Here is a 22,323-nt window from a genome sequence, read left to right on the forward strand (position 1 = left end):
CCTTTTCATTTCGATTTGTTTTAAGTATATATCTTTTTGATTATACGAAACAATCTGATTACTTATCAAGTATATTTTATCGTTTTTTAACAAAATGGTGTCAATGAAAAATAGAAGAAAAATATTTGAATTTTTTGTGACAAACTTGTAGGTTTTTGTATGATTTTGTAGGTTCGCTTATATGATGTGTGAGTAGCTTTTATAAATTCAAATTGAAAGCGTTCGCATGAAGGGGATGAACATAAATGAAAAAATTCGGATTGGCAACACAAATTTTTGTCGCGCTTGTTTTAGGGATTGTAGTAGGGGCAGTCTTTTATGGCAATAAAACGGCGATTTCTTATATCACACCAATTGGGGATATATTTATTCATTTAATTAAGATGATTGTAGTACCAATTGTTATTTCAGCATTAATTGTTGCGGTAGCTGGCGTGGGAGATATGAAAAAGCTTGGGAAACTGGGCGGTAAGACAATTCTTTATTTCGAAATTATTACGACGATTGCTATTTTAATGGGATTACTTGCAGCGAATATATTCCAACCAGGTACTGGCGTTGATATGAGCAATTTACAGCAAAGTGATATTTCTTCTTATAAACAAACTGCAGATGCAACAGAGAAGAAAGGATTTGCTGAAACGATTGTTCATATTGTACCGAAAAACGTATTTGAATCTATCTCACAAGGTGACTTATTACCGATTATATTCTTCTCCGTGTTATTTGGTTTAGGAGTTGCGGCAATTGGAGAAAAAGGAAAGCCTGTCTTTAACTTTTTTGAAGGTGTACTCGAAGCAATGTTTTGGGTTACAAATCAAGTTATGAAGTTTGCACCATTCGGTGTATTCGCATTAATTGCTGTTACGGTTGCAAAATTTGGTGTAGCAACACTACTTCCGTTAGGAAAACTAGTGCTAGCTGTATACGTAACTGTTATACTATTCGTTGTGATTGTATTAGGTATTAATGCACGAATGGTTGGCGTAAACATTTTTACATTAATAAAAATTTTAAAAGAAGAACTTATTCTTTCATTTACGACAGCAAGTTCAGAAGCTGTTTTACCTAATATAATGAGAAAAATGGAAGAGTTCGGTTGTCCAAAGGCAGTTGCCTCTTTCGTAATTCCGACAGGTTATACATTTAACTTGACTGGATCGGCTATTTATCAAGCGTTAGCGGCATTGTTTGTTGCACAAATGTATGGTGTACACATGTCACTGACGGAGCAAATAACGTTATTATTCGTTCTCATGTTAACATCCAAAGGTATGGCGGGAGTTCCAGGTGCATCGTTCGTTGTTGTATTAGCAACGTTAGGTTCAATGGGGTTACCACTAGAAGGTATCGCGTTAATTGCGGGAATTGACCGCATTTTAGATATGATTCGCTCATCTGTCAATGTATTAGGAAATGCATTAGCGGCCATTGTTATGTCGAAGTGGGAAGGCGAATTCGATAATGAGAAAGCAAAACAATATGTAGAAACAGTCAAAGAAACAAAAGCAGCATAAGAAATCGTTAAGGAGTGAATAATCATGGCAACATTAACTGAAGTTAAAAATGGTGTGCGAATTGAAAAAGATTTTTTAGGTGAAAAAGAAGTACCAAATTATGCATACTACGGCGTACAAACAATGCGTGCAGTAGAAAACTTCCCAATTACAGGTTACAAAATTCATGAAGGTTTAATTCAAGCATTCGCAGTTGTAAAAAAAGCAGCAGCACTTGCAAATACAGATGTAGGTAGATTGGAATTGAATAAAGGCGGCGCGATCGCAGAAGCTGCTCAAGAAATTCTAGATGGAAAATGGCACGATCATTTCATCGTCGACCCAATTCAGGGCGGTGCGGGTACTTCAATGAACATGAATGCAAATGAAGTCATTGCCAATCGTGCTCTTGAATTATTAGGAATGGAAAAGGGAGACTATCATTATATTAGTCCAAATAGCCATGTAAATATGGCACAATCAACAAACGATGCATTCCCAACGGCGATTCATATCGCGACATTAAATGCATTAGAAGGCTTATTACAAACGATGGGTTATATGCATGATGTATTTGAATTAAAAGCAGAACAATTCGACCATGTTATTAAAATGGGTCGTACGCATTTACAAGATGCTGTACCAATTCGTCTTGGACAAGAGTTTAAAGCGTATTCTCGCGTACTAGAACGTGATATGAAACGTATTAAGCAATCACGTCAACATTTATATGAAGTAAATATGGGAGCAACTGCAGTTGGTACAGGCTTAAATGCAGATCCAGAGTATATTGAAGCAGTTGTAAAACATCTTGCTACAATTAGTGAATTACCGCTTGTTGGTGCAGAAGATTTAGTGGACGCGACGCAAAATACTGATGCGTACACAGAAGTATCTGCAGCACTAAAAGTATGTATGATGAATATGTCTAAAATTGCGAATGACCTTCGCTTAATGGCATCAGGTCCACGTGTTGGTTTAGCAGAAATTATGTTACCAGCTCGTCAACCAGGTTCTTCTATTATGCCAGGGAAAGTAAACCCTGTTATGCCAGAAGTTATTAACCAAATTGCGTTCCAAGTTATTGGTAACGATCATACAATTTGTCTTGCTTCAGAAGCAGGACAATTAGAATTAAATGTTATGGAACCAGTACTTGTTTTCAACTTACTTCAATCTATTAGCATTATGAATAATGGTTTCCGTGCCTTTACAGATAATTGCTTAAAAGGAATTGAAGCGAATGAAGATCGTTTAAAAGAGTACGTTGAGAAAAGTGTAGGAATTATTACAGCCGTGAACCCTCATATCGGTTATGAAGCAGCAGCTCGTGTTGCGAAAGAAGCAATTGCAACAGGTCAATCCGTTCGTGAACTTTGTGTAAAAAATGGTGTATTGTCACAAGAAGATTTAGAGTTAATTCTAGATCCATTCGAAATGACACATCCAGGGATTGCAGGAGCAACTCTTTTAAAGAAAAATTAAAAGAAGAGGGGGACAATCCCCTCTTTTTTGTTTACAATATAGAAATGCTATATATGAATAGAGGTAGGGATGTTATGAGTAAGTTTACAGTGGCTTCTAATGGTGCATTAGAAACAACATTAAGAGGAGCAGAAGTATTATCAACACCACTTTTAAATAAAGGGGTAGCTTTCACACAAGAGGAAAGAGAAGAGTTAGGTTTAAAAGGTTTATTACCGCCAGCTGTTTTAACATTAGAAGAACAAGCACGCCGAGCATATGAACAATTTAGTTCTCAGCCGGATGATTTATTAAAAAATGTATACTTAACGGCGTTACATGATCGAAATGAAGTATTATTTTATCGTATATTAACAGATCATTTACGTGAAATGTTACCGATTGTATATACACCAACTGTAGGTGTAGCAATTCAAAGGTATAGTCATGAATACCGTAAACCACGTGGTATTTATTTATCAATTAACGATCCATCAGGTATTGAAGATGCATTTGCCAATATCGGTGCAACAGCTGAAAACATTGATTTAGTCGTTGTAACGGATGGAGAAGGTATATTAGGAATTGGTGATTGGGGTGTTGGTGGAATTAACATCGCAATCGGGAAATTAGCTGTATATACGGCCGCAGTTGGAATCGATCCTAGCCGTGTATTACCGGTAATTTTAGATGTAGGTACAAATCGTGAGGAATTATTAAACAATCCATTTTATATTGGAAATCGTCATCCTCGTATAACAGGTGAAGCGTACGATGAATTTATTGATACGTTTGTTCAAGCGGTAAATAAACAATTCCCGAAGGCGCTTCTACATTGGGAAGACTTCAGTTCTCGAAATGCACGAAAAATTTTAGATAAATATCGTCATGACGTTTGTACATTTAATGATGATATTCAAGGTACAGGGGCAGTTTCACTTGCTGCTGTATTATCGGCAGTAAAAGCTTCTGGTGTACCGCTAAGTGAGCACCGTGTTGTTGTGTTTGGTGCTGGTACGGCTGGAATCGGTATCGCAGATCAAGTAAGAGATGCAATGGTTCGCGTCGGCTTATCAGATGAAGAATCTCATAATCGTTTCTGGTGTATTGACCGTAACGGATTAGTTACAGATAATATGGAAGGTCTTCTTGATTTCCAAATTCCATATGCAAGAAAAGAAGCGGAAGTAAGTGATTGGAAACAAAATGATGTGATCGGGCTTGCTGAAGTTGTGAAACATGTAAAACCGACAATTTTAATTGGAACATCAACAGTTGCGGGCGCATTTAAAGAAGAGATTATTAAAGAAATGGCTTCTCACGTAGAAAGACCAATTATTTTACCAATGTCGAATCCAACACCACTTGCGGAAGCGAAACCAGCAGATTTAATCGAGTGGACAGAAGGAAGAGCGTTAGTTGCAACAGGAAGTCCGTTTGAACCAGTTACATATAACGGTGTAACGTATGTGATTGGACAGTCAAATAACGCACTTATTTTCCCGGGACTAGGTCTTGGTACAATTGTTGTTCGTGCAAGCGTCATGACGGATGGAATGTTCGCAGCAGCAGCTGAAGCAGTTGCAAGTATGGTAGATACAAGTCAGCCAGGAGCACCTATTTTGCCAGAAGTTGAAGAGTTACGTAATATCTCTGAACTAGTTGCAATTGAAGTAGCGAAAGTTGCAGTTGCAGAAGGTGTTGCTAGAGAAAACTTAAGTGATAACGATATTAAGATTGCAGTGAAAGAAGCAATGTGGAAGCCTGAGTATCGTCAAATAAAAGCGGTAGAAAAGGTTAGTATATAGAGAAAAAGCCCGTTTATAATAATAAACGGGCTTTACTTATACATTTTGAAAAATATATAGGAAGTGGCAGCTTTGAATTGGAATCAATTATGGAAGAAAGATATGTATCTTTTAATTATATTAATGGTAGTTGTCCCAATTGCTGGAGAGCTTAATTTTCATCCTTTTAATGATATGTTTCGTGTTAGCTTCGGGACACCGCTTTTCTTCTTTTTATTATTATTTTTAAGAAGAATACCAGCAGCAGCTGCAGGTGTTCTCGTCGGTATATCTGTAGTTTTATTCCGTGTAAGTCTTGACTGGGTATTGCAAGGTTCATTCCATATGACAGAATCATTTTATTTGCGCTATCCTGTGTTCTTTTATTATTTTATTTATGGAAGCCTCTTTTCGTTTTGTAGGGTAAATAAGTTTCATCAGAAGCCAATTGTTATTGGGTGCCTTGGAATTTCAATTGAAATTATTGCAAGTATGTCAGAACTTGCGTTTTATCATATGCTCGTACTAGGCACAACGATAACAGTTTCTGAAGTGAATAAACTAATCATTATAGCTATTTTCCGTAGTTTCTTTGCGCTCGGTTTTTTAAATATGATGAATTTATATGAAACGAAATTAAAAGAATCCCAAGTTCGAAAAGAAAATGAAAATATGTTAATGTATCTCTCTAATTTATATGTGGAATCTGTCCATTTGAAAAAAACGTTACAAAATGCTGAGTTAATTACACAGGAAGCATATCAACTATATCGAAACTTACAAGCGAACGATGACTTAAATAGCAAAACAGCTTTAAAAATAGCAGGAGAAGTGCATGAAATAAAAAAGGATAATCAAAGGATTTTTGCAGGGTTATCTAAACTGTTATTAGATAAAAATGTGGCTGAGTATGTAGAAGGACATGAATTAGCGGAAATAATTGTAAGAATAAATGAGAAGTATGCTGAAATGCTAGGAAAAGATATACGTTTTTCTAAACATATAGAAGGTGAGCACGCTGCATATCACGTGTATACAGTTCTATCAATTTTTAATAATTTAGTTGCAAATGCAGTGGAAGCAATTGAGGATAGAGGTCTCATTAGTATAAAGCTATATAAACGAGATAAACATATATTCTTTGAAGTAATTGACGATGGTCCTGGTATTGCACAGAAGTATAAGAAATTAGTATTTAAGCCAGGGTTTACTTCAAAGTATGATCAAACGGGAACACCGTCAACAGGTATTGGACTTTCTTACATAAACGAAATGGTAACAGAGCTAGGTGGAGAAGTGAGATTAGAAGAACGAGAAACTGGCGGCGGGTGTAAGTTTATCGTTTGTTTACCGGAGTGCAGTTTAAAGCGGGAAGGGGAATAATGTTGTTTTATTATATCGTAGATGATGATGAAGTTTTCCGTTCTATGCTTTCGCAAATTATTGAAGATGGAGATCTTGGGGAAGTAATTGGAGAGTCGGAAGACGGAGCTTTTATTGAAGCGGACCAACTGAATTTTAAAAAAGTAGATATTTTGTTTATTGATTTATTAATGCCAATGCGAGACGGAATTGAAACAGTTCGTCATATTGCGTCCGCTTTTACTGGGAAGATCATTATGATTTCTCAAGTTGAATCGAAGCAACTTATAGGTGAGGCGTATACACTTGGAGTAGAATATTATATTACAAAGCCACTGAATAAAATTGAAGTTGTATCTGTTGTACGAAAAGTAATGGAGCGTATTCGTTTGGAGCGTTCTATACATGATATTCAAAAATCATTGAATAACGTTTTTAAGTGGGAACAGCCGCAAGTTCGAAATGAGCCAATACAAGAAGGGAAGAAAATAGCGGATTCAGGGCGCTATTTATTATCAGAACTCGGTATTGCGGGAGAGAACGGAAGCAAAGACTTGCTTAGTATGTTGGAATATTTATATGGGCAGGAAAAGGCACAAACATTTGAATTTGGATTTCCTGCATTAAAAGATATTTTCCATCATATTACAATAAGGAAATTAGGGGATGTAGCTTTAGATACGGATATTGATAAAGAGAAGAAAGCATCTGAGCAAAGGGTAAGAAGGGCGATTTATCAATCGTTAAATCACTTAGCTTCCCTCGGGTTAACAGACTTTTCGAATCCGAAATTTGAAAGCTATGCTCCGAAATTTTTTGATTTTACTATAGTTAGAAAACGGATGACAGAAATGACGAAAGATGAAGTAGCGGCTTCTGGTCATATACGTATTAACACGAAGAAGTTTATTCAAGTGTTGTATTTTGAGGCAAAACGGTTGATGGAGATAGAATGAAAAGAGATAAGTGTTTCAGATTGTAGACAAAGTCTTGTTCAAATGACATTGAGTTTCTTGGTGCTCAACACGCTTTTGACTCTCTTTTTTCATTAGAGTTGGAATAGAAGCAAAAAATAAATATAATATGGTTAATGCACCAACGGGGAGGAGGACAGGGCATGAATAAAGAAGAAAAGATCATAGTGGGTTTCAGGGACTTATATAATAAGATTGTTTGGCTTAATAAGGATAAGATGGAAGACAGTCTTAAGGGGTATAATTCTTCTGAAGTACATTGTATCGAATACATTGAAAAAAATGTAGATTCTAACGTGACAAAACTTGCGGAGTCCTTTTATATGACTCGCGGTGCCATAAGTAGAATAACAAAAAAACTTATAAAAAAAGGCCTTATCGAAAGTTATCAGAAGTCGGATAATAAGAAAGAAATCTATTTTAGGCTTACTGAACAAGGGAAAGTAATTTATAAAATACATGAGGATCTGCACAAAGAGTTTGAAGAACGGGATAAAGTTGTGTTTGATCAAGTAACCGAGGAAGAATTTGATAGTATACTTAGCTTTGTGGAAAAGTATAGTAGACATTTAGATACAGAAATAAAGAAACAAGGTGTACATATTAAGTCGTAATCTATTTAAAAAATAAAAATGAAACGAAAGGCAGTCCAAGGATGGATTGCCTTTTTTATTGTTGTAATTTTGTTGACAGGGAAACAAAATGGAGTTATTGTTTTGTTGATAAGGAAACAAAAATAACTGTTGGGGTGAGAATGTAAATGTCCAAATTCAGATCACATAATGAACATAATACGGAAAGAGTCATAGATAAACACGCCTTACTATTCGGTCTTATCTCTGTGTTTCTTTGTGGAATAGGATTCAGCATTATAATACCTGTCGTTCCATTTTTAGTGCAGCCGTATACAAGTAATTCGGCAGAACAAGCGGTCTTCGTTACGCTATTAACTTCTGTTTATGCAGTCTGCGTATTTTTTGCGGCTCCCGCACTTGGAGCTTTGAGTGATAAATATGGTCGTCGTCCATTACTTTTAGTATGCCTTTTCGGTTCCGCAATCGGGTACTTAGTTTTTGGCATAGGAGGAGCTCTATGGATACTATTTGCTGGGCGCATAATAGAAGGTATAACAGGAGGGAGCATAAGCACTATCTTCGCATATTTTGCAGATATTATTCCTCCAGAACAAAGAACGAAATACTTCGGATGGGTAAGTGCGGTTGTAGGAGTAGGCACTGTTATTGGACCAACTATAGGTGGATATCTTGCCAAGTTTGGTTATTCTGTACCTATGTATTTTGGAGTAATCATAACTTTATTAAATGTTGTTTATGGAATCTTATATATGCCTGAGAGCCTTGACAAAAATAAAAGATTGAAAGAGATTACCTTTGTAAGATTGAATCCATTTACACAACTTGCAAATATACTTTCCATGAAAAATTTAAAATGGCTACTTGTCTCAGCATTCTTACTTTGGATACCAAATGGATCTTTACAGGCAATTTTTTCACAATTTACAATGGATACTTTTAGTTGGAAGCCTGCGTTAATCGGACTTATGTTTTCAATTATGGGATTCCAAGATATCATTTCACAAAGTTTTATAATGCCAAAACTTTTGACAAAACTTACTGATAAACAGATAGCAATTCTCGGAATGGTTTCGGAGATTATAGGTTATAGTCTTATTGCAGCATCAGCTTTGTTCTCATTTTATCCGTTTCTTATCGCTGGAATGTTTATATATGGTTTTGGTGATTCCATCTTTGGACCTTCATTCAATGGGATGCTCTCGAAGTCTGTCGATTCTAGTGAACAAGGAAGGATTCAAGGAGGTAGTCAATCTATTCAAGCTTTAGCAAGAATGATTGGGCCGATTATTGGAGGTCAAATTTATGTTTCACTTGGGCATGCCGCACCTGCTTGTATGGGGATCATCCTTATACTAGCCGCAATAACAGTCTTATATAAGGGCACGCATGAAAATATGTAAATTATCTACTTTATCCTCTTATTATAGACAGTAAGCCCCCTGCATCAAAATATGCACATCCATCTCTACGGTGTGTGTGTGAAAAACCTTTATCACTCTTCTTCATAAAATCATATCTTTTAAATTATTGATGCGATGGCCAGTAAAACTTTTACATGAAAAATGTAGAAAATATTTAAATACTATGCTGGAACCTTTCAGAACCGCCTGTATAATAGGCGGTTTTAAGAGTTTAGGGACAAGTGCTGAAACTCTATTTGCTTACAGTCTGAGGCGTTTATAAATAAGTATCTTTTTTGTTAAACCAACATTTTATATTTTCTCGTGAAGCATGTAAAATGTTAAGTAAGAGAAAATGGTTTTACAGTAAGGAAGTGTCAAAGCAATGAGTTTTACGTTAAATAAATCGATTATTAAAGAAGTGTGCGGAGAGACCTCATATAAAAGAGGCGAAGCTTATTATAAATCAAATAAAGTAATAATAAATCATTATGATGAAAATAAAGAAATTTGCGAGGCGACAGTAAAAGGAAACGAAGATTTTCATGTTACAGTCGAAAAAATTAAAAAGGGTGATGTTGTTGCGAAATGTAGTTGTCCGTCATTAGCGTCTTTTCAAACGTACTGTCAACATGTTGCAGCAGTATTGATACAAATAAATTATAATCAGCAAACGGGTGGAATGCGCCCAGCTAGTAGTGAACACATGAGCGGGAATGATCAATTAACAAGTGGGATGTTTCAGTTGTTTGCAGACAAGCCACTGAGACCGAAAAGTAAACAACATCGTTTTGATACACGTGAAATACTTCATGTTGAATTTATTTGTACACCAGTAGTTACGAAACAAGGTGGAGCGCTTCTAGGAATGCAGCTGAAACTTGCCAAAACGTATTTCGTAAATCAGATTAGAGAATTTCTTTTTAAGGTGGAGAGAAGAGAACTTTTTAATTGTTCCAATGAGTTTACATATACACCAGATGTACATAGCTTTAAACAAGATACAGATGCGATTATTCAGCAACTTATTAAAATTCATCATAATGAAAAAATGTATGAGGATACGCTAGAAGTACATGCAAAACAAGATGATAGCATGATTTTAATACCGCCAGCGTCTTGGGGGGATATGCTTTCTTTACTTTCTAAAGTTGAGTGTGTGAGACTGAATCAAAATGGACAATCTTTTCATGGTTTACAAATTTCAAAAGGACTCCTTCCATTACATTTTGAGTTTAATAAAGGGAGTAACAGTGGGTTTACGCTTTATATTGATGGCTTACAACGAGTTGAGGTAATGGATACGTATAGTTATGCTCTATTTGGAGGGAAACTGTATCAGTTGAACGCTGAGGATTGCAAGCGGCTTATCGAATTACAAAAAATGATGAATCGCTCTAGTAGTAACCAATTATACATTCCGGCAGATAAGATGGAATATTTTGTAGCAAAAGTTGTACCAGGTTTAATGAAGCTAGGAACTGTACGAATTGATGAGGTAGTATCAGATCGTGTTGAAACACCCGTATTAAAAGCGAAATTATATTTAGATAGAGTGAAAAATCGCTTGTTAGCAGGTCTTGAATTTCACTATGGAAACGTCATAATTAATCCGTTAGAAGAGGATGGACAGCCGTCTGTTTTTAATCGTGATGAGAAAAAGGAAAAAGAGATTTTAGATATTATGAGTGAAAGTGCCTTTGCGAAAACGGAAGGCGGTTACTTTATGCATAATGAAGAAGCTGAGTACAATTTTTTATATCACGTCGTTCCAACATTAAAAGGTTTACTTGATATTTATGCGACGACAGCAATCAAATTACGAATTCATAAAGGAGATACAGCTCCTCTTATTAGAGTTAGACGAAAAGAGAGGATAGACTGGTTGTCATTTCGTTTTGATATAAAAGGAATACCGGAGGCGGAAATTAAAGGAGTATTAGTAGCTCTTGAAGAGAAACGGAAATATTACCGATTAGCGAACGGTTCTTTATTATCACTGGAGAGTAAAGAGTTTAATGAAATTAATCAATTTGTAAAAGAAACGAGTATTCGGAAAGAATTTTTACATGGGGAAGAAGTGAATGTTCCGCTTATCCGGAGTGTAAAATGGATGAACGGACTTCACGAAGGTAATGTTTTAAGTTTGGATGATTCTGTTCAAGAGCTAGTAGAAAATATTCAAAACCCGAAAAAATTGAAATTTGCTGTGCCAAATACTTTACAGGCAGAAATGCGAGAGTATCAAGTGTATGGATTCGAGTGGATGAAAACACTCGCCTATTACCGTTTTGGAGGCATTTTAGCAGACGATATGGGACTCGGGAAAACACTGCAAAGCATTGCTTTTATAGACTCTGTTTTGCCTGAAATTCGAGAGAAAAACATGCCTATATTAGTAGTCTCTCCGTCGTCCCTCGTCTATAATTGGCTGAGTGAATTGAAAAAATTCGCCCCGCATATTAGAGCAGTTATTGCAGATGGAAATCAAATAGAGCGCCGGAAAATTTTAAAAGATATAGCAGAATTTGATGTCATAATTACGTCATATCCATTGCTGAGAAGAGATATAAGGTTGTATGAAAGGCCGTTTCATACACTATTTCTTGATGAAGCACAAGCGTTTAAAAACCCTACAACGCAAACTGCAAAAGCGGTGAAAACGATTCAAGCGGAGTATCGTTTCGGATTAACAGGAACACCTGTAGAAAATTCGTTAGAAGAGCTATGGTCTATCTTCCATGTCGTCTTCCCAGAATTATTACCAGGAAGAAAAGAGTTCGGTGATTTAAGGCGTGAGGATATAGCGAAGCGAGTGAAACCATTCGTATTAAGACGATTAAAAGAGGACGTATTAAATGAGTTGCCAGATAAAATAGAGCATTTACAGTCATCGGAGTTATTACCAGACCAAAAGAGATTGTATGCAGCTTATTTAGCGAAATTAAGGGAAGAAACGTTAAAACATTTAGACAAAGATACGTTACGTAAAAATAAAATTAGAATATTAGCTGGTTTAACGAGATTACGACAAATTTGTAATCATCCTGCTTTATTCGTTGATGATTACAAAGGCAGTTCAGCTAAATTTGAACAACTGTTAGAGATTTTAGAAGAATGTAGAAGTACTGGGAAGAGAATTTTGATCTTTTCTCAATTTACGAAGATGCTTTCCATTATTGGTCGTGAGTTAAATCGTCAAGCGATTCCATACTTTTATTTAGACGGGAGTACACCAGCGCAGGAACGTGTAGAGCTATGCAATCGGTTTAACGAAGGTGAAGGCGATTTGTTTCTTATTTCTTTAAAAGCTGGTGGTACGGGTCTTAACTTAACTGGTGCAGATACAGTGATATTATATGATTTATGGTGGAATCCAGCTGTTGAACAACAAGCAGCAGATAGAGCATATAGAATGGGACAAAAAAATACGGTGCAAGTTATTAAGTTAGTAGCCCACGGAACAATTGAAGAGAAAATGCATGAACTACAAGAAACGAAGAAAAATTTAATTGCTGAAGTAATTGAGCCAGGAGAAGGGAAATTATCCTCCATAACTGAGGAAGAAATTCGAGAAATTCTTATGATTTAAAATAAAAAAAGCTATGCTTTCAAATTTATGAGAGCATAGTTTTTTGTTTTAATAATTATATTTTGTTTTGAACAAAGTAAAGAAATCAAATGGTATTTAAATTACTTCTTTGTGCCTTTACTTTTATATGGCTTTGCTGCTTTCTTTTTCTTTGCACTTGATTGCCAACGGTTCCATCCTTTACTTCCTGTACCTTGTCCTACACCTTTTTTCGGTTTCGCTTTCGTTTTGCTCATATGATCACTCCGTTATATAAAAATCTTGTTTGATAATAGTCAATGAATTAGAAAATACTCTTGATAAATGACTATGTTTGCTTTAAGTAAAAACAAACTGCTTGAATGCTATAGTATATCATGAAATTGCAAGTAAACTGAAAGGAATTACAAAGAAAATGAAAATAATAAGAAATACTGCGGATTCTATATTTCGAACGATTACACTAATTGTTGTGTATACGTTAGTTTCGGTTAGTGAAACATTTTTTGGATTGACGAGGCAGAAGAAGTAAAGATGTTAAATTAACAACAATCAATAAAGCCGTAAAATATAGAATTGAAAAATATTTTAAAACTTTTTGTTGACTTTCTTTATTTTTTGTATAGAATAATCATTAATAAAATGTTTCAGAGATGTGACAACAAAACGACTATGAAAGGACGAGTAGTAGTAGGACGTAGTCTAAGCGAGTCAGGGGTGGTGTGAGCCTGATACGAAGCCTATTATGAAGAACCTCCTGGAGTTGCTAACCGAAACCCTTTATAGGAAAGTAGACTTAGCCGGGCACTTCGCCGTTACAAGAAGAACAGTATCGAGATCTTCATCTCCGTACTGTATAAGTGAGCAACCTCTGTTGCTAATTTGGGTGGTACCGCGGAACCAAAGCCTTTCGTCCCAGTTTTTTGGGGAAGAAGGGCTTTTTTTGTTGGCTTCTTTTCACAACATCCAAACATTTTAGGGGGAAACCACCATGTATCAATCATTAATGACAGTAAGAGAGACTCAAATCGCAATTAAGGAAGTTAAAACATTTTTCGAAGACCAATTAGCAAAACGTCTTGAACTATTCCGCGTATCTGCACCATTATTCGTAACAAAAAAATCAGGATTAAACGATCATCTAAACGGTGTAGAACGTCCAATTGAATTTGATATGTTACATTCAGGAGAAGAATTAGAAATTGTTCATTCACTAGCAAAGTGGAAACGATTTGCACTACATGAATATGGATATGAAGCTGGTGAAGGTTTATATACAAACATGAACGCGATTCGTCGTGATGAAGAACTTGATGCAACACATTCCATTTACGTCGACCAATGGGATTGGGAAAAAATCGTTCAAAAAGAATGGCGCACTGTAGATTACTTACAAGAAACAGTACGGACAATTTATGGAATATTCAAAGATTTGGAAGATCACTTATTTGAAAAATATCCGTTCCTTGGAAAGTATTTACCAGAAGAAGTTGTTTTCATTACTTCCCAAGAGCTAGAAGATAAATATCCAGAATTAACGCCGAAAGACCGTGAACATGCAATTGCAAAAGAACACGGTGCAGTCTTCATTATCGGAATTGGTGATGCACTTCGTTCAGGTGAAAAGCATGACGGACGCGCAGCCGATTATGATGATTGGAAATTAAACGGTGACATTTTATTCTGGCACCCAGTATTACAAGCTTCATTCGAATTATCATCAATGGGAATTCGTGTTGATAGTAAATCACTTGATGAACAGTTAACAAAAACGGGTGATGATTTCAAACGTGAGTATGATTTCCATAAAGGTATTTTAGAAGATGTACTACCATTAACAATTGGTGGTGGTATTGGACAATCAAGAATGTGCATGTACTTTTTACGCAAAGCACATATCGGTGAAGTTCAATCTTCTGTATGGCCTGACGATTTACGTGAAGCTTGTAAGAAAGAAAACATTCATCTGTTTTAATTAATATAAGTGAGAGGGAGAGTAGCTTGAAAATAGAGTTACTCTCCCTTTTTTTATTGTGTAAACTAGTGGTTTACAGTGCGTGTTACTAATAGTTTCTTTCTTTTTTATCTCCCTTTATGTAATAATTTGCTAAAGGAGGGGACGTTATGAGTATAGGAGAACAGCTAAAAAAACTAAGAGAATCAAAGGAGTTTTCGCAAGAGGATGTTGCTAAAAAAATTGGTGTGACGAGGCAAGCGGTTTATAAGTGGGAAAATGATAAAAGTTACCCTGACATTGATAATTTAATTTTACTGAGCGAAATGTACAACGTTACGCTAGATGAGTTAATAAAAGGGAATCAAAGCTTTAAAGAGAAAATACATATTGATGAAGAAGAGGCGGATTTTGAGAAAGAGAATGAGTTTGGTTTTTATATTGGATGTGGTTTGCTCATTATGAGTGCGTTCATTGAGTATGAAAAAATACAGGTGGTTGTATTAGGAATTGCACTATTCATGATGGTCTTTTACTCGGATGTGAAGAAAATTATTTTCAATGAATATAGATCATTTTTTCAAGGGAAAGAGAGAAACGATATGTGTGATAAGAAGTAAGAAGAGTCAACTATATTTCCTAGGAAAGAGTTTAAAGAATAATTTCATTGTTTTATAATGATTTTTGGATATCGATAATATATTAAAAAGCTGTTTGCGTAGAGTCTTGAAATCTATGCAAACAGCTTTTTATTTATATAGGAAAGAAATAGATTAATATGTTTTTGTAAGTTGCAATAAAAATATTAAATTAGCTCATTTGCACTAAAGGCTCAATTTTCGCCATAAATGATTGATGAAGTGCTTCCACACCTGTTACTAAATGAAGGCGGTCAATAACGACAGACACTTTAATTTCAGATGTACTTACCATTTTAATATGAATATCTTCTTCTTTTAAAGTAGTGAACATATTCGCAGCAACACCTGGATTAGATACCATACCAGATCCTACAATTGATACTTTTGCTAAATGATTTTCATGTTCTACAGACTCATAGTGAAGATCTTCTTGGTTCTGTTCCAATACTTCTAGTGTTTCTTGTAAGTCATTAGAATGGATAGAGAAGGAAAGATGAACAGTTCCTTCATTTGTAATACTTTGAATAATAATATCTACATTAATATGTGCGTTAGCTAACGTAGAGAAAATTATTGAAAGTGAACCTTGTTCCAATCCTTTCACTGTGACACGTGTAATATTATCTTCAAAAGCAATACCTTTAACGATTGATTGTTGTTCCATGTTACATTCTCCTTTTACAATTGTTCCGTTTTCTTGTTCCATACTTGAGCGAACTTCTAAAACGACATGATGATTTTTGGCAAATTCAACAGCACGTGGATGTAATACGCCGGCGCCGAGGTTTGCCAGTTCTAACATTTCATCATAAGAAATTTCATCTAATTTGTAAGCTGTCTTTACAACTCGTGGATCCGTCGTGTATACGCCTGTTACATCCGTATAAATATCACATTTTTTCGCTTTTAGTGCCGCTGCTAATGCAACAGCTGTCGTATCAGAGCCACCACGTCCAAGCGTTGTAATTTCATTTTTTTCACTGATTCCTTGGAAACCAGCTACGATAACAATCGTGCCTTCAGTAAGATAAGACTGAATACGCTCAACGTTAATGTCAGTAATCCGTGCACTACTGTGTACAGATTCTGTCGTAATACCAGCTTGCCATCCTGTTAATGAAATTGCGTTATAACCTTTTGCTTGTAGTACCATTGTTAATAATGAAATAGTTACTTGTTCTCCTGTAGATAGAAGCATATCCATTTCACGTTTACTCGGATTTTCCGCAATAGCGTTAGCAAGTGCTACAAGTTCATCTGTGCTTTTCCCCATTGCTGAAACGACAGAGACGATACTATGTCCTCGTTCATATTCTTCAATAATTAAATTTGCCACATGTTGAATGCGCTCAACACTTCCGACAGAAGTACCACCAAATTTTTGTACAATCGTTTCCATTACGAATTCCTTCTTTCGTCCATTTTTAAGAATAGATTAGGACATATATAAATCCCAATATTCCTGTAGTTACCAGAGAGAAAAACAAAAAACACCATCTCAAATAAGTGAGGATGGTGCTGTTACAGGAAAAGGGAAACAGAAAACGGAGCTAATAAAAAAACCGCCAAAAAAGGAATACCATGAAAATGATATCTCTTTTTTGTAGATAGCTCTTCATACGTACATGTCTGTACATATGACAGTTCTGTTTCTATTCGAAAACAGCCCCAATTGATAAATGCAGAGAAATTTATCAATTTCGGCAACACTTCCTTTCATCCAATTTCATAGACATCTCTGTGTCTCCATTAGAATACTCATAAGTATTGCAACCTCTATCTCACGTTTTAGGCGAGAGTGTTTGATTTATGAAGTTGTTGGTAACATTTGTTTTATAATAATTTAAATTATTCAGGGAATCAAGTGTTTTATATGTATTTTCAAAATTCTTTCTTTTTAGAGATAAAGTTTGTGAAAAATGTAGCAAAATACATATATTACATGTACATTAAAAATATAGAGTGTAGGAGGTCGGAGTATGAAAAGAAAAAGGCCTATTTATGTTGCAACAGAAATGAAAACGACAATAGAGAAATTATGGGAATATACGCAAGAACCAGACCTACATACAGAATGGGATGCTCGTTTTACTGAAATTTCGTATTTAGAGAAAAAAGAGGGAGAACCACAGAAGTTTTTATATAAAACAAAGATAGGATTTGGGCTTGAAATAGGCGGAGAAGGGGAATCGATAGGTGAAATAAGAAAAGAAACTGGTGAACGGATTTCTTCTTTGAAATTTTGGACAGACAATACATTATCACTTATACGAATAGGGCGTGGTTATTGGAAGTATACACCGCATAAAGAGTGTATTCATTTTGAAACGCAATATGATTATGATACGAGATATGGTCGTATAGGAAATGTGATTGATTCATATATGTTTCGTCCATTATTAGGTTGGGCGACTGCTTGGAGTTTTGATGCCTTAAAATTATGGTTAGAAAAGGGGCTTCATCCTAGGTTACTAATTAGAAGAACAATGACGTATTGGCTCGTATGTTTTTTATTTGCTTTTGTATGGATATATCAAGGAATTGTCCCGAAAATAATTTTTAGCCATCCAGAAGAAGTGAAGATGCTTTCACTCATTGGGTCGAATGAAAGCAGTGTATTTATACTTAAAATGATTGGGATATTAGAAATTATTTTTGGTGCCATATGGGTACTTCCACTTCCAAAACGAAAAATATTTATAATGCATATTGTTATGTTAATAGCTTTAACGATAGCAGCAGGATGGACGAATATCGCAAGCTTTACAGGGCCGTTTAATCCAATCACATTAAATCTTCTTCTAATCGGATTATCGATTGTCGGTTATTTGAATAGCTTTGATTTGCCAAGCGCAAACAATTGTAAGAGGACGAGAAAGGGATAAGTGTATGACTAATATTTATGAAAGACTATTAGGGGATTCTTATAAAAAACTTCATCCGAAATTACAGAAACGCTATGAGGTTACAGAAGAAAATAGCTTCGTCGGAGAAGGGAAGATGGATGAAATTTACGGAGGTTCTTTTTTCGTTAAAATGATATTAAAAATTGCAGCCAAGTTCCGAATGTTTTTTTCTGAGCGAGGGCAAGAAGTTCCGTTTACGATACATAATTACGCTGAGCGGGATGAACATGGAAATGAATCTGTACGGTGGAATCGTACTTTTTATTTTCATAATAAGAAAAGATATTTTAACGCCGTTATGCAGCTGGATGAGGAGAAACATGAAATCGTAGATTATTTTGGTGAGCCGCATATACTTGTTTCTACATTGAATTTTCATATTGACGAGGCAGGTGGAATGCATATTTCTTCAAAAAAACAATGGTTTTATATGTTAGGGAGAAAAATTCCGTTACCGAAATTTTTATACGGAGAAGCAAAAATTTTTGAAAGTTATGATGAAGCACTGAAATGTTTTCGAATTCATGTACAAGTACGAAACCCGTTAATTGGTTCGCTTTTTTCATACAAGGGAACATTTGTAGAAAGGGAATAAACGATATGAAAAATATAATATTTGGGCTTGCTTGTTATGTTGTTTTTCTAATATGTGAGTGGTCGAATATAAATCCTGTTGAAGCAATTATATTATTATCTGTTTTATTATTTATACCGATGTCTTTTTGTATTATTGATAAAAGAACAAGAAATGGATCGTATTTATTATTTTATAAATTCGTATCGTTTTTATATCCAATCGCAGCAATTTGCGCAATGCTAGCTTTCGTCACAAATCACTATTTATTTGCGCTAGTTTGGTTTGTATATACAGGAATTGTTGCGTTATTTGGTGTAAGTAGATTGCTAGAAAGAGGATGGAAGCCGTTAGAGGAGACCGTCATAGATAGTGCGTTTATTTATTTGTTTTTAGGTGGTTTTTGGTTTTTTGCTTCAGTAGCAAAACTTTCAATTATGCATTTTAGCTCTGACATTGTTTTACTCACAGCTGCACATTTTCATTATTCGGCGTTTTTATTGCCATTATCAGCTGGTTTAATAGGGAGAAAAAGAGAAAAGAGAAGTAAAGTGTATGATGCTATTATGTTTATCATCATGATTTCACCTATGACAGTTGCAATAGGAATTACATATTTGAGGATATTTGAATTTTTTGCAGTTGTGATATATTTATGTGCTATTTATGGATATGGTATTTACGTTTGGAAAGCGAAATTTAATGCTATTCGTGCAAAGGTTCTCTTAATCATTTCGTCTAGTACGCTCATGGTTACAATTATGTTCTCACTCATATATTCATACGGAAATTTAAAACAAGTACTGACGATTACAATTGCTCAAATGGTTTGGATTCACGGTGTGGTAAATGGTATTGGAGTAGCATTACCAGCATTTGTAGGTTGGATGATTGAAAAGAGTGCTCCAAATTATAAGTACTATGGGAAACCAATGAGTAGATTAAGAGGAAGCGTGAGAATTGGTGGGACATTTTTACAGAATGGAAATTTAGTAGATAGTAAGGAATACAACGGTTTAGTTGATAAAATAAATGATTTTCATAGTGAGTCATTTGACGTGACGAAGGTTCCTTTAAGTATAATTCGTTTTTATGAAAATACAGCAGCGTATGAGTTACAATCGAATATTAAATGGGCTCGTTGGTTCCGTCCATTTGCATTTTGTTATACGAAAATGAGTAAACGAGTAGGACAAATACATTTAGGGATGGGCGATAAGTGGGAAACAATGTATGGTTCTATCATAGGTGTAAATGATGAGAAAGATGGGAGAGAGAATGTAAGGGCTTGGCTAAGGGAAAATGAAGCAGGAGAGTCTATTTTTTTGGCTCTGTATTCAAAACATACGCATAAGAACGAGACATATATGAATATTGCATTGCCTTTACCTTATTCGAATATGACAGGTATTTTAAAAGTATGTAATGATAGCAATGATTTAATCATTACTAGTAAGTTGAGAGAAAATAGTAAGGGAGATGAGGGGATTTATTTACATACTGGTTTCTTTACAATCCGTTTACCGTTAACAGAGATTTTTATCATTAAAGAGGGAAAGGGTCACATGCTAACTGCTCACCATAAAATGTGGATATTCGGAGTTAAGTTTTTAGAAATTGATTATGAGATTAAGAAAATAGAGGTGAAGTAAGAAAAGCTTGGAAGGATTCCAAGCTTTTTTACGTATGGGTAATTGTCATAGCGACTTGTTTATCTAAGTCTCGGTCCCAAACACGTTGAATTTCAAACGTACCTTTTTCAAAAAATAATGGGAATCTTTCTTTAAACCAATCTTGCATAGGAAGATTGAGTGCTGTATCGATTGGCACCCATACTAATTCACCCTCAGGAGGATTAATAAGAAGCTCGCCTTCAAATGAGTCGGTCCAATAGTTGAATACCATATATCGAACATGCCCCTTAGGATTTACATATTCGTCTACCCCTTTAAAAGTTAAATTAGAAACGTGTAGTCCAGTTTCTTCTTTTACTTCTCGTATAGCAGCTTGGACGATACTTTCTGGAAAATCTACTTTTCCGCCAGGAGCTATATAGCCAGGAAAGCCTCGATGATTGGGACGTTTTAAAAGTAAAATTTCATTGTTACGCTGGATCATACACATTGTATAGATCTGGTGCTCGATGTTAGGTGAATTGGAAGGCATGACCATATTTTCTCCCTTGTATTTTTTTTGATAATTTTACCATATATATAGTAGTTTCATATTATAATTTAAAATAGAATATTAATATTTTTCAGATGTTTATTATAGAGTTTATAGTTAAGTGAAAAGAGGTGAGGAAAATGCAGGGAGAAATACAAACCAAAAAAGGTTTAGGATATGTCGGAAAATTACTGTTGCCAGTTAAAGTATCACGGCATTTTAAGTTTTTGTGGATTGGACAATTGCTTTCAACTTTAGGGAGTTCTATAACAATGGTTATTTTGCCAGTCGTTGTTTACTCACTAACTGGTTCAACAGTTGTAATGGGGATGACTATGGCAATGTATATGCTACCTAATATTCTTGCTTTACCGTTTGCAGGGTTAGTTGTAGATCGAATTGATCGAGTAAAATTAATGTTATTTACGGATATAATCCGCTGTATAGTAATGCTATTACTTGCATCACTTATATTTACGGATTTGTTAACGATTAGGCTGTTATATGTCCTCGTTGCCGTATATGGACTTATGGAAGGGATATTTCAGCCAGCATATTCTGCCGTGAGGGCGAAAGTATTCGTACCTGAAATTCGCAATGCAGCTAATGCATTAACGCAAATGAGTAATCAAGGCATACGGTTAATTGGACCAGCACTTGGTGGATTAATCGTTTCAGTTGCATCTGCTGGGATAGGATTTGGATTAGATGCAGCAACGTACTTATTATCATTTTTATGTTTATTATTTTTAAAAGAAATTAAGTTTAAAAAAATAAAATCGATTGAAAAGAGTAAGGTCGATTATAAAAAGGAGTTTATGGAGGGTGTTTTAGTTTTAAAAAGTCATCCGTGGCTTTGGATTACAATCTTCGTTTTTTCTTTCGTAAATATTTGTTATGCCGGCATTATCGTCGTATTAATTCCATGGTTATTTAATATTCATCATCATTTTGAAGCTTACGTTTACGGACTGGGAATGGCATCTTCTGGTGGCGGTGCTGTAATTGCCGCATTAATATTTGGTGGGAAAGAGCGGTGGCACAAGAGAGGGTTACTGGCCTATGGAGGTGTTTTAATTAGCGGCTTCGCTCTATTAGTTATGCCTTTTATTTCTTGGGCGCCTGCTTTAATATTCTTAATGGCAATTGAAGGATTCGGTATGATGATATTTGGACTCATTTGGGAAACGAGTTTACAAGAGCTCGTACCGGAAGAAGCTTTCGGAAGAGTAGCAAGCCTTGATATGTTAGGTTCTTTTGCTTTATTACCATTAGGATATGTAGTTGTTGGTTGGTTAGCGAATGTAATAGGCGGAGAGGTAACTATATTAATGCTAGCATTATTCGTAATCTTTACAATTGTAATAGCGCTATCTGTCCCAAGTATTCGTAAGTTTGATTAAAAATTTGGATGAATAATGAAAGGAGTTAT

General features: G+C 35.3%; 18 protein-coding genes, 1 riboswitch and 1 other annotated feature. Of the genes, 15 read left to right on the plus strand and 3 right to left on the minus strand.

Annotated features, from left to right (window positions below):
- Positions 1 to 245: 245 nt before the first annotated feature.
- The 8 genes from ACUN26_RS05420 to ACUN26_RS05455 all read left to right on the plus strand — a co-directional run bounded on the left by ACUN26_RS05420 (position 246) and on the right by ACUN26_RS05455 (position 12,671).
- Positions 246 to 1,517, plus strand: coding sequence for a cation:dicarboxylate symporter family transporter (locus ACUN26_RS05420; protein WP_000713298.1), 1,272 nt, complete (start codon positions 246 to 248; stop codon positions 1,515 to 1,517).
- Positions 1,518 to 1,541: 24 nt separating this feature from the next.
- Positions 1,542 to 2,981 (plus strand): aspartate ammonia-lyase, encoded by a 1,440-nt coding sequence (gene aspA / locus ACUN26_RS05425; protein ID WP_000224192.1) that lies wholly within the window; start codon positions 1,542 to 1,544, stop codon positions 2,979 to 2,981.
- A gap of 74 nt (positions 2,982 to 3,055) precedes the next feature.
- Positions 3,056 to 4,768, plus strand: coding sequence for an oxaloacetate-decarboxylating malate dehydrogenase (malS, locus tag ACUN26_RS05430; protein ID WP_002093791.1), 1,713 nt, complete (start codon positions 3,056 to 3,058; stop codon positions 4,766 to 4,768).
- A gap of 63 nt (positions 4,769 to 4,831) precedes the next feature.
- On the plus strand, positions 4,832 to 6,130 hold the full coding sequence (locus tag ACUN26_RS05435; RefSeq protein WP_002038412.1) for a sensor histidine kinase: 1,299 nt from the start codon (positions 4,832 to 4,834) through the stop codon (positions 6,128 to 6,130).
- A 2-nt stretch (positions 6,131 to 6,132) separates the two neighbouring features.
- Positions 6,133 to 7,065 carry a response regulator gene (locus ACUN26_RS05440; RefSeq protein ID WP_033657313.1) on the plus strand — a complete coding sequence of 311 codons (933 nt, stop codon included), beginning with the start codon at positions 6,133 to 6,135 and terminating at the stop codon, positions 7,063 to 7,065.
- Between the two features lie 161 nt (positions 7,066 to 7,226).
- Positions 7,227 to 7,697, plus strand: coding sequence for a MarR family transcriptional regulator (locus ACUN26_RS05445; protein ID WP_001030884.1), 471 nt, complete (start codon positions 7,227 to 7,229; stop codon positions 7,695 to 7,697).
- A 146-nt stretch (positions 7,698 to 7,843) separates the two neighbouring features.
- Positions 7,844 to 9,079, plus strand: a complete 1,236-nt coding sequence (locus ACUN26_RS05450; RefSeq protein ID WP_000033171.1) for an MFS transporter — start codon at positions 7,844 to 7,846, stop codon at positions 9,077 to 9,079.
- Between the two features lie 385 nt (positions 9,080 to 9,464).
- The gene (locus ACUN26_RS05455) at positions 9,465 to 12,671 is read left to right on the plus strand and encodes a DEAD/DEAH box helicase (protein WP_000011061.1); all 3,207 of its coding nucleotides are present in this window, start codon (positions 9,465 to 9,467) and stop codon (positions 12,669 to 12,671) included.
- Between the two features lie 101 nt (positions 12,672 to 12,772).
- Here ACUN26_RS05455 and ACUN26_RS05460 read toward each other — a convergent pair whose 3' ends face one another.
- Positions 12,773 to 12,907: a DUF3934 domain-containing protein gene (locus tag ACUN26_RS05460; protein ID WP_000047591.1), complete on the minus strand. Its 135-nt coding sequence runs from the start codon at positions 12,905 to 12,907 to the stop codon at positions 12,773 to 12,775.
- 101 nt (positions 12,908 to 13,008) lie between these two features.
- Here ACUN26_RS05460 and ACUN26_RS05465 point away from each other — a divergent pair, with 101 nt between their 5' ends.
- The 3 genes from ACUN26_RS05465 (at position 13,009) to ACUN26_RS05475 (ending at position 15,224) form a co-directional block, all read left to right on the plus strand.
- On the plus strand, positions 13,009 to 13,182 hold the full coding sequence (locus ACUN26_RS05465; protein ID WP_002038409.1) for a hypothetical protein: 174 nt from the start codon (positions 13,009 to 13,011) through the stop codon (positions 13,180 to 13,182).
- A gap of 131 nt (positions 13,183 to 13,313) precedes the next feature.
- Positions 13,314 to 13,571, plus strand: a binding site (T-box leader).
- 70 nt (positions 13,572 to 13,641) lie between these two features.
- Positions 13,642 to 14,625 carry an aspartate--ammonia ligase gene (asnA, locus tag ACUN26_RS05470; protein WP_000284901.1) on the plus strand — a complete coding sequence of 328 codons (984 nt, stop codon included), beginning with the start codon at positions 13,642 to 13,644 and terminating at the stop codon, positions 14,623 to 14,625.
- A 149-nt stretch (positions 14,626 to 14,774) separates the two neighbouring features.
- The gene (locus ACUN26_RS05475; RefSeq protein WP_000021945.1) at positions 14,775 to 15,224 is read left to right on the plus strand and encodes a helix-turn-helix domain-containing protein; all 450 of its coding nucleotides are present in this window, start codon (positions 14,775 to 14,777) and stop codon (positions 15,222 to 15,224) included.
- A gap of 190 nt (positions 15,225 to 15,414) precedes the next feature.
- Here ACUN26_RS05475 and ACUN26_RS05480 read toward each other — a convergent pair whose 3' ends face one another.
- Positions 15,415 to 16,644 (minus strand): aspartate kinase, encoded by a 1,230-nt coding sequence (locus ACUN26_RS05480; protein ID WP_000448019.1) that lies wholly within the window; start codon positions 16,642 to 16,644, stop codon positions 15,415 to 15,417.
- A 201-nt stretch (positions 16,645 to 16,845) separates the two neighbouring features.
- A riboswitch (Lysine riboswitch) is annotated at positions 16,846 to 17,032 on the minus strand.
- 192 nt (positions 17,033 to 17,224) lie between these two features.
- On the opposite strand from ACUN26_RS05480, the gene ACUN26_RS05485 reads away from it, so the two are divergent.
- Genes ACUN26_RS05485 through ACUN26_RS05495 form a run of 3 tightly spaced genes read left to right on the plus strand, consistent with a single transcriptional unit; the run spans position 17,225 to position 20,377 of the window.
- Entirely contained in the window at positions 17,225 to 18,130 is a 906-nt protein-coding gene (locus tag ACUN26_RS05485; RefSeq protein WP_000824130.1) for a DoxX-like family protein, read from the plus strand.
- A 4-nt stretch (positions 18,131 to 18,134) separates the two neighbouring features.
- Positions 18,135 to 18,746 (plus strand): DUF4166 domain-containing protein, encoded by a 612-nt coding sequence (locus ACUN26_RS05490; protein WP_000182195.1) that lies wholly within the window; start codon positions 18,135 to 18,137, stop codon positions 18,744 to 18,746.
- Positions 18,747 to 18,751: 5 nt separating this feature from the next.
- Positions 18,752 to 20,377, plus strand: a complete 1,626-nt coding sequence (locus tag ACUN26_RS05495; RefSeq protein WP_000789377.1) for a YndJ family protein — start codon at positions 18,752 to 18,754, stop codon at positions 20,375 to 20,377.
- A 28-nt stretch (positions 20,378 to 20,405) separates the two neighbouring features.
- On the opposite strand, the gene ACUN26_RS05500 is transcribed toward ACUN26_RS05495, so the two are convergent.
- Positions 20,406 to 20,891: an 8-oxo-dGTP diphosphatase gene (locus ACUN26_RS05500; RefSeq protein WP_001139831.1), complete on the minus strand. Its 486-nt coding sequence runs from the start codon at positions 20,889 to 20,891 to the stop codon at positions 20,406 to 20,408.
- A gap of 140 nt (positions 20,892 to 21,031) precedes the next feature.
- Here ACUN26_RS05500 and ACUN26_RS05505 point away from each other — a divergent pair, with 140 nt between their 5' ends.
- Positions 21,032 to 22,294, plus strand: coding sequence for an MFS transporter (locus tag ACUN26_RS05505; RefSeq protein ID WP_001161182.1), 1,263 nt, complete (start codon positions 21,032 to 21,034; stop codon positions 22,292 to 22,294).
- Positions 22,295 to 22,323 lie beyond the last annotated feature (29 nt).

It is taken from the genome of Bacillus sp. WC2503 (assembly GCF_052682895.1).